Here is a 13,713-nt window from a genome sequence, read left to right as displayed (position 1 = left end):
CCCGGTTGTTAGGAGAGATTGAAATGGCAAACGAGAGATTACGTGCGGCCATGGCGGCAGGCGGCTGGACGTACAACGCCCTCGCGGACAAGGTCGAAGTGGATCCCAAGACCATCGAACGATGGGTCAACCTGGGGCGTACGCCGCGCCGCGCCACGGCCATGTTGGCTGCAGAAACGCTAGGAGAAGACGTGCACGCTCTATGGCCATCGCTCAGGCAGGCACGCCCCGCTCGTGCGGTCAGCCCGGAACTTGTGGCCCTCTACGACCAGCGGGCGGACATCCCCGTCTCCACCTTCGTCGACATGCTGACCCAGGCGCGCGAGCAGATCGCCGTGTTGGTGTACGCCGCTGTGTTCCTGCATGAGGCGTACCCGCGGCTCAACGAACTATTGAGGGAGCGGGCGGCCGAGGGCTGCGCAGTCCGCATCGCCGTCGGCGACGCGGACAGCTCCAACGTTCAACAGCGGGGCGACGAGGAGAAGTTTGGCCACGGAATCCAGTCTCGGTGCCGTCTCGCGCTGATGCACTACCGCCCCCTCATCGGGGTACCGGGCATCGAGGTCCGGACTCACGCCACGACCCTCTACAACTCGATCTACCGGGCCGATGATCAGACACTGGTCAACGCTCATGTCTGGGGCGTGAACGCCTACAGCGCCCCTGTCTGGCACGTGCGCCGAAACGGGAAGGGCGGCATGTTCGACACCTACGCAGACAGCTTCGACGCGGTGTGGGCAACCGCGACGCCAGTACGAGGGAAGTGATCATGGCACGCACCGAGTACTACGACGACCCAGACGCCCCCGAGCCCAATAGCCTGGTCGTCGCCGCGTCCGCGGTGGTCACCGATGGCGAGGGACGCATCCTCCTCCAGCGCCGGCGGGACAACGATCTCTGGGCGCTGCCCGGCGGCGGCATGGAAATGACCGACTCCCTGCCGGGAACCGCCGTCCGCGAGGTGAAAGAGGAAACGGGCCTGGACGTCGAGATCACTGGACTCGTGGGCACTTACACCGACCCTCTCCACGTCATTGCTTACTCGGACGGTGAAGTGCGCAGACAGTTCAACGTCTGCTTCACCGCCCATGTGCTCGGCGGCCGACTAACGATCTCGGACGAGTCCACGCAGTTGCGATTTGTCCAGTCAGAGGAGATCGATCGACTGTCGATGCACCACACGCAGCGACTCAGGATCCGTCACTTCTTGGAGCACCGTGAGCAGCCATACCTCGGCTGACCGCGTTAGAGGCTCAAGAGAAGCAGCCCCTCTAGATCAATACTCATCCAGAACCGATCGAGAGGCGGAGCAGTTTGGGAGGCTACGCCTGACACTGGCGAGAGGCCTCGGCGGGGGCGAAGAGGATAGTACCTTTAGCGGTGTTCGTGTCCGCCTATACCGCGCGCAGATTCACAATCCCCGGCTGACCAAGCAGTTCGGCGAGTTCGTTTACCTTGCGCTGAAGTTACTGGCAACGGATTTGCAACAAGCGCAAATTGACTGGCGCTCAGCACTAGAAGGCCTGCGATCAGGGTCTGATGGTCCCTCCGTGCCCAGGCGCTGTAGCCGTCGATGCTGGGCCGCGTGACGGCAGCCCTGACGGCAACGACGGCCCACGGACACACATGATCCCCAACCCGAGCACGCAGAGTCGAGGGCGCTCGACGCTCTTAGAGGCCATCTCATTTGGCGATCTCGGTAGGCTGTCGGTCGTGGTGGGGATTGTTGAGCGGCTGGTGCCGGATGAGTTGTGGGAGCTGTTCCAGCGGGTGGTGCCGGAGGCGCCGTCGCGGCCTCAGGGGGGCGGCCGGCGTCGGCATGGTGACCGGGAGGTGCTGGCTGCGATCGTGTGCGTGGCCACGTCGGGTTGCACGTGGCAGCAGTTGCCCGCGGCGTCGTTCGGACCGTCGGGTCCGACCGCTCACCGGCGCTTCTCCGAGTGGTCGAGGGCCAGGGTGTGGGCCGAGCTCCACCGCGTGGTCCTCGACGAGCTAGGCTCCCGCGGCGAGTTGGACTGGTCCCGCTGCGCGATCGACTCGGTGAACATGCGAGCCCTGAAAAGGGGGACCTGACAGGTCCGAATCCTGTCGACCGGGGCAAGTACGGCTCGAAGATCCACTTGATCACCGAGCGGACCGGTCTGCCCCTGTCCGTCGGCATCTCCGGGGCGAATCTGCACGACAGTCAGGCTCTGATCCCCCTGGTGCAGGGCATACCGCCGATCCGCTCCCGACGAGGCCGCCGACGGCGCAGGCCGGACAAGCTCCACTCCGACAAGGGCTACGACTACTCTCACCTGCGGCGATGGTTACGCGGGCGCGGCATCACCCCCCGCATCGCCCGCAAGGGCATCGAGACTTCACAACGACTGGGCCGCCACCGCTGGACGATCGAAGGCACCATGGCCTGGCTCGCCGGCTGCCGACGTCTCCACCGACGCTACGAACGCAAAGCAGAACACTTCCTCGCCTTCACCAGCATCGCCTGTACCCTCATCTGCTACCGCAGGCCCGACAGTCAAGTGCGCCGCTAATTCGATGGCGCGCATCGAACTGTGCCCCCACGCTGGTCACCGTGGCAGAACCGAAGCACCAGATCCGCGCCCTGTACACCGCGTCCACGGTCACCGTCTATCAGGCGTACGGGCGGGAGATCGGCCTTCCCGCGGCCCGGGACGGCCGCTTCCCGGCGGCTTGGCAGCGGGATCGGATGACGTGGATCAAGCCCTCCTTCCTCTGGATGATGTACCGCTGCGGATGGGGCTCCAAGGACGGCCAGGAAACTGTCCTCGCCATCGAGATCACCCGTGAAGGCTTCGAGTGGGCACTGGAACATGCCTGCCTGGCCCACTATGAGCACGGGCTGCATCCTGACCGCGCAACCTGGAAAGGCCAGTTGAAGCGGTCTCCGGCTCGGGTCCAGTGGGACCCGGAACGAGACCTGCACCTGCAGCCGCTTCCTCACCGCTCGCTGCAGCTCGGTCTCACAGGAGAAGCCGCACACCGCTACGCGGACGAGTGGACGGTCTCCATCACCGACGTCTCCACACTTGCGCACACGATTCACGACCACGTACGGGGCGGGGACCTGGCTGCAGCACGGGGCCTCCTACCCGCAGAGCATTCCTACCCAGTGCCCGAAGGAGGCTTGGACCACTTGCACCGGTGAGCAGAGCCACCAATTGAGATGACTTCTTAGCGGGGCGCTGCCCGATCCTACGGATCAGAAGGTTGCAGGTTCGAATCCTGCCGAGTGCACAGCAGACAAGAGGCCCTGTGGAGAGATCCACAGGGCCTCTGGCTTTTGCTGGGTGGAGTGTGGAGACGGCCGCGTTGTCCGGAAGTCATGCGTGGGTGGGGGCGACGGGCTCCGCCGTGTGCTCGGCGCAGGCGGGGTCCGCCGCGGCGAGCCAGGCGAGCATCTGGCGGAGCCTGAGCCGGCGTGGGGGGTAGGTATCCGGATCGGCGATCAGTTCGCGCATCCAGCTCGCGGCCTCCTTCGCCACCTCGGCCGACTGGACGGCTGTCAGTAGGAGAAGGTCCGTGTGCTGAGGCGGAAAGGGAAGGCTGATCGCATGCCGCCACAGCTCCAGCGCGGCCGCTTGCTCCCCGAGCGCCGCCAGCCCCTGGGCGATGTGACACAGGTCGGGCCAGTTGAGTTCGAACCGTGCCTTGGCCTTCGCCGTCTCCACGACGTACGGGACGGTGCCCCGGCCCTCGAGCTCCGTGATGGTCTCCAGCGCGAGGAGGACGTCACCGCTGTCCGCGGCGCCGAGGTCGAGGAGCTCTCGTGCGAAGCGGCAGGCCACGGCGTCCAGGAGCGGCGCGTCCGCTTCGTGTTCGGAGAAGGCGACCAGGACACCGTGCAGCCATGCACTGTTCATGTCGATGCCGACGGGTTCTCGCCAGATGCCTTCCAGCTTCTCGGCCGCCCGGTCGGCCTCCACCTTCAGCAGCACGCCGGCTGACTGCTTGTACCGCGTCTTGGAGAGATTAGGGGTGCGCAGCGCGCACTCGGCGAGCTCCACGGCCTCTCGGCGAGCCCCCGCGTCGAGCATCGCCTCCGCGGCCTCGGCCCTCGCGTAGCCCTCGAGCAGATGTCCCCGCCCTGTCCTTTCCATCACCTCCCCGGCTGCCGCCAGGCCGCCGACCGCCAGCCAGGCGGACACCACGCTGCCACCCTCGTAGGTGCCCCAACGGTGCTCGCCGAGGACCTCCTGGGCCCAGGCGGCGATCTCCGCCTCCTCCGAGAAGGCAGCCACGGACAAGAGGAGAGCCGAAGGGGTGTCCAGGTCGTGCCCCAGGTCCGCACTGCTGTTCTCGAACGCCTCCATCACCGCGGGGACGCCCGCCGCGCCCCGCACCTTGATCCAGGTGCGAGCGGCTGACTCGAGTGCCTCCGAGTCGGGCGTGCCCGAGCCGAGCACCCCACCGGCCACCCGCGCCGCCGCCTCCGGCTCACCGGCCTCCTCCAGCACCTTGGCGACGGCTGCCCTCCCCTGTTGGTCCGCCGCTGGACGGTCCATCGTCAACCGGACGACGGTTTCCGCCTCGGCGGGAAGCGCCTTGATCCAAGCCTCCGCGGCCTCCTTGATCTGGGCCGCCTCGGCCTTGCCGTCCGCCAGCACTCTGCGGGCCGCCTTCGCCACTTCCTGCGGGAGTCCCAGCCGTTCGAGAGCCATGGCGATCCGTGCCAGCAGGAGGGGGTTCGCACGCGGTCCCTCCGCGACGGCCCAGGCCCGTCGACGCACCGCCTCGCGCGCGCCCTGACCGATCGAGCAAGCCACCTCGGCGGCTCTGGGAAAGGCCCCGTAGATCCAGCCCAGCACCGAGCCCAGCAGTTGCTCGGCCACCTCCTCGTCGCCCGCGCGGCTGAACGCCTCGACCGCGTACAGCCGCAGCATGGGATCCAGAATCTCCGAGGAGGCCAAGCGCTTCAGCCGCGGTAGGACGCTCGGCCGCCCACCGAGAGCCCCGAGCACCTCCAGCGCCCTCTCGCAGTCATCGACGGCGGCGTTGCGTGCCACGGCTTCCAGACGGTCGAGGATCAGTGTCAGGTTCCCCCCGCCGGGGACTCCCTCGGCCAGCAGCATGCCGGCCAGCATCACGCGTTCGTGGCCACCCCGCGTCCCGCGCAGCAACTGCTCCGTGATGCGGTCCGCCGTACAGTCCGCCCGCTCGGACCACATGCAGAAGAGGAACATCACCAACGTGCGCTCATCGCCTGCGGAGGCCCGCCGGATCCAGCGTTCCACATCCGGGAAATCCGGTGGAATCTCCAGCACGTACGACTGGGCGGCCATGAACTCCGCGAAGGAGTGGTGGAGGAACCTGTAGTCGTCCTCCGCGGGTACCAGCAGCCCGCTGCCCCGCAGGAACTCGTGCACGTCCGTCTGCCAGCCGGCCGACAGACGTCGTTCGGCGGCGTGCTCCTGAACCCACCTCAAGGCCGCTTCGGACAGGGATCTCTCGCCCTCCACGCGGCACCTGCCCAGCGCGCCCAGCACCTCCTGCTTGTGGTCGTCCAGCCAGAGGTGGAACGAGCGCCGCTCGGGATCGTCGTGAAAGCGCCGGTTCAGCTCCGAGCGGAAAGCCGCGGTGCTCACGCCGCGCGTCAGTAGATGCTCACAGAAGCGCTGGTAGAGGCTCAGCCGACTGGTGGGCAGGGGACGGGACCGGTCGACCGTGGCGTTCACCGCCGCGATCGTTGCGAGCAGCGGATTACGCACGAGTTCACGCAGGCGGCCGTCCTGGATCTCTTTCAGGAATCGGTCGGTCGCGGCCCTGGCCCGCTCCTTGTCGTCCTGGTATTGGGTCGTGAACCATTTACCTGCGAAGTCGCGCAGTTCGGCCAAGCGGAAAGGTTCGATGCGGTACGCGCCGATGAGGGGGCCACGCAGCGGGGCGAGTTCGGACTCGGGCAGGGGGCGGCTGGTCACCACGAACCGGTAGTCGCTGCCGGCTCGGGCGTGCTGTGCGATCGTGCGAATGACACCCGTGCGCGCGTCGTGATCGGCGATCTCGTCCAGCCCGTCCACCAGCACCAGCCAACGTGCTCCCTGTACCCGGCCGGCGAACAGGTTCGGCTCGGGGTCCGTGACGAGGCTGCGGCCCAGGCTGCGGCCGGCCGCCCGGCACAGCACCGAGCTCCACGAGCCGCTCCGGTCGACGAGGGTGCGGGCGGCCACGCGCAGCGGAATGACGGGCTCCGTGACCGGGGCATCCAGGCTGCTCTCCTGGCGAAGCCAGATCCGGGCCAGGGTCCACGCCACGTGGCTGGAGAGCGTCGACTTGCCCGCGCCCGGTTCCCCCGTGATCAGGAGGTGGTCGTGCCGGGCCAGTGCGTCGGGTACGGGCAGCGCCGCATCGAGGACCTGCGCGCTTTCGCCGCGTCCGGGAGCCGCCATGCGCTGCGCACCGTCGCCGTCCGGCCGTGCGCCCCCTCGGGCGTGGCCCTCGCCGGTACGGCCCGAGGTGCGTATCCGGGGCCGCACGTACACCGCGGACAGGGGTGGCTCCTCCACGCCGAGCTTGTTGTAGGGCAGCCGTTCCACGGCTCTGCTCTGCGCCTCCACCAGGTTGCGCAAGGCGAGTTCCGGCAGCGGGAGCTGGGACCAGGCGGTGAGGTGGGGCGTCTCGGCGGCCAGGCGGGCGGCCGCCGCGCGGTCCACTGCTTCCTTCGCCCTGGTCCACAGCGGTTCGACTTCGGCGGGGTTCCTCCCCAAGCCGACGGCCAGAGCCCGGACGACGTCCAGCTTGAGGAACCGCGAGGCGCCGTGGATGCCGTACACGACGTTCTTGTGGGCGATCTCGGCACGTACGACGGCGTTCGGGCTGTCGTACCCGGCGTCAGCCATCGACTGCCTGAACCAGGAGGCCAGTTCCTCCAGTTCCGGGTAGCGCGTCGGTCCGCCATCCTTCGGCGGGCGTCCTCCGGCCATGGCACCCCCTCTGACTCGGCGCCCCGGTTTCCCGGAGTTTCCCCAGCCTAGAGGGAAACCCAGGCTCACTCGGAGAGTTGGGGCAACGCCGACGGGCCACCGCCCCACACTTCGGGAGACCGCCATGGGACTGCTGGATGCCGCACACCCCGCCCTGATCATCGCGCTCGCCGTGTTCACCGGAGTCTCGGCATTGCTGCGCTGCTGGATCCGGCACCGCACCGTCGTACGAGTGGAGGAGGAGCACACCCGGCGGGTGCAGCTCGCCGTGGAGGGTTCGGCCGGGAGCCGGCGGCCGGAGGTCGTGTCCGCGTGCGCGGAGCTGGAGGCCGCGTCCCGGTCACAAGTGCCTGGCTCCGTGCCGCGAACGCGTTCCCGTGCGGTCCGCAGCCCCTGACCGACGGAGCGGCTTCGCCGGGTGTGCGGAGCGTCGTCTTCGCCCCCGCTGGGGTGAATGCCGTTCGCGACTGTGTCTAGGGTGTGCCCATGTTGCGAGGACGCGTCTTCATATCAACCCGGATATCCATCCGGCCGAGCCTCGACGGAGGACGCCGGTGAACAAGCCGCTGAGGGCCGTGGCGATCTTCTGCGGGCTGCTGGTGCTCGGCCTGCTGATCCGCGCGAACTGGCTGCAGTACGTCCGGGCCCCGGAGCTCGCCTCCGACACGAAGAACCGGCGGGTGCAGATCGAGCAGTTCGCCACCCCGCGCGGGGACATCATCGTCGGTGGCCGGGCGATCACGGGCTCCACCGAGACCGAGGGCACCGACCTCAAGTACAAGCGCACCTACGTCGACGGGCCGATGTACGCGCCCGTGACGGGATACGCGTCGCAGGCCCAGGGCATGACGCTGCTGGAGAAGACCTACGACGGCATTCTCACCGGCAAGGACGACCGGCTGGCCTTCCAGCGGTTCGCCGACGTGGTCAGCGGTGAGGGGCGGCGGGCCGGGTCGGTGGTCACCACCATCGACCCGAAGGCGCAGAAGGCCGCCTGGGACGGACTGACCGATCTGAAGGGCGCACGGGGAGCCGTGGTCGCGCTGGATCCGGCGACGGGGAAGGTGCTGGCCATGGTGTCGGCGCCCTCCTACGACCCGTCGGTGTTCGCGGGCAGCACCTTCAAGGAGTCCGACCGCTTCGTGGCGCTCGGCAAGAAGAAGAACAAGCCGCTGGCCAACCGCGCGCTGCGGGAGACCTACCCGCCGGGCTCCACCTTCAAGATCCTCACCGCGGCCGCCGCGCTGGAGCACGGGGCGGTCACCGACATCGACGCCCGCACCGACGCCGTCTCCCCGTACCCGCTGCCGCAGTCCAGCAACAAGATCGGCAGCGAGGCCGGCGACGCGGTCTGCAACAAGGCCTCGATGAAGACCGCGATGCAGTACTCGTGCAACAACGTCTTCCTCGACGCCGCGGCCGAGCTGGGCCAGGACAAGATGCGGGAGACGGCCGAGAAGTTCGGCTTCAACGAGAACGTCTACTCCGAGGACTTCGGCGACCTGCTCGCCACGAAGAGCCTCTACCCGGAGAAGCTCGACCTGCCCGGCACCGCCCTCACCGGCATGGGACAGGGCAGCCTCACCAGTACGCCCATGCAGATGGCCATGGTCACCGCCGGGCTGGCCAACGACGGCAAGGTGATGCAGCCGTACATCGTCGACGAGATCAAGGGCCCCGATCTCGGCACCCTGGAGAAGACCGAGCCCGCGGTGATGAGTGAGGCGGTCTCCGCCGAGACCGCGCAGAAGGTCCAGCAGATGATGGAGTTCACCGCCAAGGAGGGCAGCGCCCGCCGCGCCCAGATCGAGGGCATCACGGTCGGCGGCAAGACCGGCACCGCGCAGCGCGGTGTCAACGTGGACGACAAGGTGCCGTACGGCTGGTTCGTCTCCTACGGCAAGAAGGACGACGGGTCGTCCGTCGCCGTGGCCGTCTTCATCGACCCGACCGACATGGACATCTCCCGTGAGGACATCTCCGGTGGCGGTCTGGGTGCGCCCATCGCCAAGAGCGTGATGAAGGCGGTTCTGCAGCAGTGACGCCGGAGGCGGTGGCGGTCAGGCTCCCGCGGCGTCGTACGCCTCGCGGGCCCGCTCTACCGCCGCCATCCGCCGCTCCGTCCACAGCGCCAGGTCCCTGACCTGCTCGGCGGCCTCGCGGCCGAGGCCGGTCAGGGAGTAGTCGACGCGGGGCGGGATCACCGGCTTCGCGTCCCGGTGGACCAGGCCGTCGCGCTCCAGGGTGCGCAGGGTCTGGGCCAGCATCTTCTCGCTGACCCTGCCGATCTCACGGCGCAGCTCGCTGAAGCGGTACGGGCGCTCCAGCAGCGCGATCAGGGCCAGGGTGCCCCAGCGGCTGGTGACGTGCTCCATGACCAGCCGCTCGGGGCACATCGGCTCACTCTCTGCCATGCCCATACGGTACTTCCGCCGTTGTCAGTGGCTGCCTCTACTCTCGACGGCGATGGCACAGGCATGGAAGTGCGCGGGGCTTCGCTGGACGGGCGAAGGTCCCGTGCTGACGTGGGTCGGGGGCCGCGGCAGTGCGCTGTCCCGGGGGCAGCGGGTGGCCTTCGGGGTCGCCGAGGGGGGTGTGCGGACATGCGTGGGAGCGCGGGGGCACGCGTGTCCGGTGCGGGCCGGTGTGCCGGGGCGGAGTACGGGCGCGCGGTGCGAGGAGTGTGCGCGCCTGGACCGGGCGCACTCCGTGGCCGCCGACACGATCGCGGACGATCCGCGGCCGTACCGCGTCTATCTGGCGTGGTTCGGGCCGGGCCTCGTCAAGGTGGGGATCACCGCCTACGAGCGGGGAGCCGCCCGGCTGCTGGAGCAGGGGGCCGTCTGCTTCAGCTGGCTGGGCCGCGGGCCCCTGATGTCCGCGCGCCGGACCGAGGAGCTGCTGCGGGCCGCGCTGGGCGTGCCCGACCGGATTCCGTACGCCCACAAGCGGGCGGTGCGGGCCGGGTTGCCGGAGACGGAGGCCGAGCGGGTGGCCGAGATCGCGGAGTTGCACGCGCGGGCGGTGGCGCTGGGCGGCTGGCCGGAGTCGCTGACGCCGGAGCCGTTCCGGGGCGTGGACCACGCGGGCGTCTTCGGGATCGAGGGGGCCGGCCGTGGACCGGCCGCCGTGGGGGAGGTGGCCGAGCTGGTGGCGGGCGGGGCGATCGGTGGTGAGCTGGTGGCGGCCGCCGGGCCGGATCTGCATCTGGCCACGGAGCGCGGGGTCGTCGTGCTGGACACGCGGCTGATGACGGGGTGGGAGCTGGTGGCCGCCGAGGGCGAGCCGTGCGCCGTGCCCGTACGAGAGCTCAAACGAGCGGCCGGAGTACAGGACGGGCTGTTCTGACCTCGTCCCAGCACCTTCCCCTCCCCCGGGGAGCCCTCCCTTCGGCTCCTCGTCCTCTCGGTCCCTTGGCCCCTCGCCCCCTTGTCCGCCGGCGCGCGGGGCGCCATCGTGGCCCCATGAGTGATCAAGAGGCCGGGCAGGTCCGCCGGTTCTGGGAGGAGCTCGGGCTGCCCGGACTGGTCGACGTGCACACGCACTTCATGCCCGAGCGGGTGCTGCGCAAGGTCTGGGGCTACTTCGACGCCCTCGGGCCGCTGACCGGCGGAGTGGAGTGGCCCATCACCTATCGGCAGGAGGAGGGCGAACGCGCGGCGCTGCTGAGGAAGTTCGGAGTGCGCGCCTTCACCGCCATGCTGTATCCGCACAAGGCGGGCATGGCGCAGTGGCTGAACGGCTGGGCGGTGGACTTCGCCCGCCGGACCCCCGACTGCCTGCACACCTCCACCCTCTTCCCGGAGCCGGGCGTCGAGACGTACGTCCGCGAGGCCGTCGAGGCGGGGGCGCGGGTCTTCAAGGCGCATGTGCAGGTGGGGGCGTACGACCCGGCCGACGAGCTGCTCGACGCGGCCTGGGGCGTGCTCGCCGAGGCGGGGGCGCCGGTCGTCATCCACTGCGGGTCCGGGCCCGCACCCGGCAAGCACACCGGGCCCGAGCCCATCGCACGGGTGCTGGCGCGCCACCCCCGGCTGCGGCTGGTCGTCGCGCACCTCGGGATGCCCGAGTACGAGGACTTCCTGGACCTCGCCGAGCGGTACGGCGAGGTACGGCTGGACACGACGATGGCGTTCACCGACTTCAGCGAGCGTCTCGCCCCCTTCCCCCGACGGGCACTGCCCCGGCTGGCCGGTCTCGGCGACCGCGTCCTGCTCGGGTCGGACTTCCCCAACATCCCGTATCCCTACCTGCACCAGCTGCGCGCGCTGGAGCGGCTGGAGCTGGGGGACGAGTGGCTGCGGGGCGTGTGCCACGACAACGCGGCCCGGCTGTTCGGGCTGCCGGGGTACTGAGGAACCCGGCGGGCAGTACCTGAGAGGCCCCTGTGGGTTTCTCAGAGAAATCACAGCTTGGGGAAAGGGTGCTCTCAGAGCGCCCCGACATCGTGTCCGGTATGACCACGACCTCGCCCCAGGGGCGCACCGAACTGCTGAGGCCGGACGGGAGCCCCGTCCGGGTGCTTGTAGTGGACGACGAGCTGTCCATCACCGAGCTGCTGTCCATGGCCCTGCGCTACGAGGGCTGGCAGATCCGCAGCGCCGGGGACGGACACGGTGCCGTCCAGGCCGCGCGTGAGTTCCGGCCCGACGCCGTCGTGCTGGACATGATGCTGCCCGACATGGACGGGCTGAGCGTGCTGGGGCGGCTGCGCCGCGACCTGCCGGACGTGCCGGTGCTGTTCCTGACCGCCAAGGACGCGGTCGAGGACCGCATCGCCGGGCTGACCGCCGGCGGGGACGACTACGTCACCAAGCCGTTCAGCCTGGAGGAGGTCGTCGCCCGGCTGCGTGGGCTGATCCGGCGTACCGGTGCCGCCGACCGGCGCTCCGAGTCCGTCCTCGTCGTCGGTGACCTCACCCTCGACGAGGACAGCCACGAGGTCACCCGGGGCGGCGACGGCATCCACCTCACCGCGACCGAGTTCGAGCTGCTGCGGTTCCTGATGCGCAATCCGCGGCGCGTGCTGAGCAAGGCGCAGATCCTCGACCGCGTGTGGTCGTACGACTTCGGCGGGCAGGCCAACGTCGTCGAGCTGTACATCTCCTACCTGCGCCGGAAGATCGACGCCGGTCGCGAGCCGATGATCCACACCCGGCGCGGCGCCGGCTACCTGATCAAGCCCGCGGTGTGAGCGGACGGCGACGACCGCGGCCGCGGACCCTGCGGACGCGGCTCGTCGTCGCGTCGGTGGCGCTGATCGCGGTGGTGTGCGCGGTGATCGGGACGGTGACGACGGTGGCGTTGCGGTCGCATCTGTACGAGCAGTTGGACGGGCAGTTGCGGGAGGTCGCCGCCCGCGCCTCGAGGCAGTTCGGGCCACCCGGCGCGGGCAAGGACGACGCGGTTCCGCCGCAGCAGCAGCGGGCCAGGGACATCGACCTCACCGAGTTCGTCACCAAGGGCCCGCAGCCGGTCGGCACCCTCGCCGCGAAGGTCGAGGACGGCACCATCACGGAGGCCATGGTCGGGGACAAGTCCGACGAGGACTTCCTGGTGGACGCCAAGTCACTCACCGACGCGCAGGTGGCGGCGCTGGAGGCCGCCCCCCGGGACGGTCACCGGCACACCGTGGACCTGCTCGGCCTGGGCGAGTACCGCGTCCAGTACGCGTCCGGTGACGACGGCGACTACTACGTGGCCGTACCGACCGCGGACGTGGACAACACCCTCAACACGCTGATCCTCATCGAAGTCAGCGTCACCGCCGCCGGTCTCATCGCCGCCTCCCTCGCCGGGACCGTCATCGTCGGCGTCGCCACCCGCCCCCTGCGCAAGGTCGCCGCCACCGCCACGCGGGTCTCCGAACTTCCCCTGCACGCGGGCGAGGTGAACCTCGACGAACGTGTTCCGGAGTCGGAGTGCGACCCGCACTCCGAGGTCGGCCGGGTCGGTGCCGCTCTCAACCGGATGCTGAACCACGTGCACGGCGCGCTGCACGCACGGCAGGCGAGCGAGACGCGGGTCCGGCAGTTCGTCGCGGACGCCAGCCATGAGCTGCGTACGCCACTCGCCTCCATCCGCGGGTACGCCGAACTCACCCGCAGGGGACGGGAGCAGGTCGGCCCCGACACCCGGCACGCGCTGGGCCGGATCGAGTCCGAGGCCGGGCGCATGACCCTGCTGGTGGAGGATCTGCTGCTGCTCGCCCGCCTGGACGCCGGGCGGCCGTTGCGGTTCGAGCGGACCGACCTCGTGCCGCTCGTCGTGGACACCGTCAGCGACGCCCGCGCGGCCGGGCTCGACCACAACTGGCGGCTCGACCTGCCCGAGGAACCGGCACCGGTGTCGGCGGACGCCGCCCGGCTCCAGCAGGTGCTGGTCAACCTGCTGGGCAACGCCCGCAACCACACCCCGCCCGGTACGACCGTTACCGCGCGCGTGCGGAACAGCGGTGCCTGGCTGTGCGTGGACGTCGAGGACGACGGGCCGGGCATCCCGGCCGAGTTGCTGCCGCGCGTCTTCGAACGATTCGCGCGCGGCGACTCCGCGCGGTCCCGCGCCACCGGCTCGACGGGCCTCGGGCTCGCCATCGTGCAGGCCGTGGCGTCCGCGCACGGCGGTGCCGTGACGGTCGACAGCGTGCCGGGGCGGACGGTCTTCACCGTGCACCTGCCGGTGCTGTCGGCCGGCGAAACCCGGTGGCGGTCGCACTCACAGGCACGGCACAGCGTCACCACACGGGCACGACAGGGGACTTGAGAAAAGTCGG

At 69.7% G+C, this 13,713-nt stretch carries 12 protein-coding genes; 10 read left to right on the top strand and 2 right to left on the bottom strand.

Annotated elements, in window-relative coordinates; all coding sequences use genetic code 11:
* Positions 1-23: 23 nt before the first annotated feature.
* The 4 genes from ACFCZF_RS12270 to ACFCZF_RS12255 all read left to right on the top strand — a co-directional run bounded on the left by ACFCZF_RS12270 (position 24) and on the right by ACFCZF_RS12255 (position 3,169).
* A complete protein-coding gene (locus ACFCZF_RS12270; protein WP_376671605.1) occupies positions 24-767 on the top strand; it encodes a helix-turn-helix domain-containing protein in 744 nt (247 codons plus the stop codon).
* Positions 768-769: 2 nt separating this feature from the next.
* Positions 770-1,240, top strand: coding sequence for an NUDIX domain-containing protein (locus ACFCZF_RS12265; RefSeq protein ID WP_376671604.1), 471 nt, complete (start codon positions 770-772; stop codon positions 1,238-1,240).
* 482 nt (positions 1,241-1,722) lie between these two features.
* Positions 1,723-2,534 (top strand): IS5 family transposase gene (locus ACFCZF_RS12260; RefSeq protein ID WP_376671667.1). Its coding sequence is split into 2 segments (ribosomal slippage): positions 1,723-2,062 and positions 2,062-2,534, totalling 813 coding nucleotides; the frame shifts between segments, so codons are not numbered across the junction.
* Between the two features lie 41 nt (positions 2,535-2,575).
* Entirely contained in the window at positions 2,576-3,169 is a 594-nt protein-coding gene (locus ACFCZF_RS12255) for a DUF4291 domain-containing protein (RefSeq protein ID WP_376671603.1), read from the top strand.
* A 175-nt stretch (positions 3,170-3,344) separates the two neighbouring features.
* On the opposite strand, the gene ACFCZF_RS12250 is transcribed toward ACFCZF_RS12255, so the two are convergent.
* Positions 3,345-6,941, bottom strand: coding sequence for an NACHT domain-containing protein (locus ACFCZF_RS12250; RefSeq protein ID WP_376671602.1), 3,597 nt, complete (start codon positions 6,939-6,941; stop codon positions 3,345-3,347).
* 124 nt (positions 6,942-7,065) lie between these two features.
* On the opposite strand from ACFCZF_RS12250, the gene ACFCZF_RS12245 reads away from it, so the two are divergent.
* Positions 7,066-7,338, top strand: a complete 273-nt coding sequence (locus tag ACFCZF_RS12245; RefSeq protein ID WP_376671601.1) for a hypothetical protein — start codon at positions 7,066-7,068, stop codon at positions 7,336-7,338.
* A 157-nt stretch (positions 7,339-7,495) separates the two neighbouring features.
* Positions 7,496-8,983, top strand: coding sequence for a peptidoglycan D,D-transpeptidase FtsI family protein (locus ACFCZF_RS12240; protein ID WP_376671600.1), 1,488 nt, complete (start codon positions 7,496-7,498; stop codon positions 8,981-8,983).
* Between the two features lie 18 nt (positions 8,984-9,001).
* Here the strand turns inward: ACFCZF_RS12240 and ACFCZF_RS12235 are convergent, their stop codons facing one another.
* A complete protein-coding gene (locus tag ACFCZF_RS12235) occupies positions 9,002-9,361 on the bottom strand; it encodes a helix-turn-helix domain-containing protein (RefSeq protein WP_345631279.1) in 360 nt (119 codons plus the stop codon).
* Positions 9,362-9,407: 46 nt separating this feature from the next.
* Between ACFCZF_RS12235 and ACFCZF_RS12230 the strand changes: the two genes are divergently transcribed.
* The 4 genes from ACFCZF_RS12230 to ACFCZF_RS12215 all read left to right on the top strand — a co-directional run bounded on the left by ACFCZF_RS12230 (position 9,408) and on the right by ACFCZF_RS12215 (position 13,703).
* The gene (locus tag ACFCZF_RS12230) at positions 9,408-10,289 is read left to right on the top strand and encodes a DUF2797 domain-containing protein (protein ID WP_375919321.1); all 882 of its coding nucleotides are present in this window, start codon (positions 9,408-9,410) and stop codon (positions 10,287-10,289) included.
* A 116-nt stretch (positions 10,290-10,405) separates the two neighbouring features.
* A complete protein-coding gene (locus ACFCZF_RS12225) occupies positions 10,406-11,296 on the top strand; it encodes an amidohydrolase family protein (RefSeq protein WP_376671599.1) in 891 nt (296 codons plus the stop codon).
* A 101-nt stretch (positions 11,297-11,397) separates the two neighbouring features.
* Complete coding sequence (locus tag ACFCZF_RS12220) at positions 11,398-12,135, top strand: response regulator transcription factor (protein WP_376671598.1); 738 nt, start codon at positions 11,398-11,400, stop codon at positions 12,133-12,135.
* Positions 12,132-13,703, top strand: coding sequence for an ATP-binding protein (locus tag ACFCZF_RS12215; protein WP_376671597.1), 1,572 nt, complete (start codon positions 12,132-12,134; stop codon positions 13,701-13,703). Before ACFCZF_RS12220 ends, ACFCZF_RS12215 begins: the two co-directional genes overlap by 4 nt.
* Positions 13,704-13,713 lie beyond the last annotated feature (10 nt).

The organism is Streptomyces sp. NPDC056296 (assembly GCF_042268605.1).
In the GTDB taxonomy this organism is placed as follows: domain Bacteria; phylum Actinomycetota; class Actinomycetes; order Streptomycetales; family Streptomycetaceae; genus Streptomyces.
The sequence above is the reverse complement of the archived record's forward strand: the minus strand, read 5'-3'. Positions and strand labels throughout refer to the sequence as shown.

What these genes read in the sequence shown, in the direction of transcription:
- ACFCZF_RS12270 (WP_376671605.1), top strand. Translation starts at nt 24, where the DNA reads ATGGCAAACGAGAGATTACGTGCGGCCATGGCGGCAGGCGGCTGGACG.
- ACFCZF_RS12265 (WP_376671604.1), top strand. Translation starts at nt 770, where the DNA reads ATGGCACGCACCGAGTACTACGACGACCCAGACGCCCCCGAGCCCAAT.
- ACFCZF_RS12250 (WP_376671602.1), bottom strand. Translation starts at nt 6,941, where the DNA reads ATGGCCGGAGGACGCCCGCCGAAGGATGGCGGACCGACGCGCTACCCG.
- ACFCZF_RS12245 (WP_376671601.1), top strand. Translation starts at nt 7,066, where the DNA reads ATGGGACTGCTGGATGCCGCACACCCCGCCCTGATCATCGCGCTCGCC.
- ACFCZF_RS12235 (WP_345631279.1), bottom strand. Translation starts at nt 9,361, where the DNA reads ATGGGCATGGCAGAGAGTGAGCCGATGTGCCCCGAGCGGCTGGTCATG.
- ACFCZF_RS12230 (WP_375919321.1), top strand. Translation starts at nt 9,408, where the DNA reads ATGGCACAGGCATGGAAGTGCGCGGGGCTTCGCTGGACGGGCGAAGGT.
- ACFCZF_RS12225 (WP_376671599.1), top strand. Translation starts at nt 10,406, where the DNA reads ATGAGTGATCAAGAGGCCGGGCAGGTCCGCCGGTTCTGGGAGGAGCTC.
- ACFCZF_RS12220 (WP_376671598.1), top strand. Translation starts at nt 11,398, where the DNA reads ATGACCACGACCTCGCCCCAGGGGCGCACCGAACTGCTGAGGCCGGAC.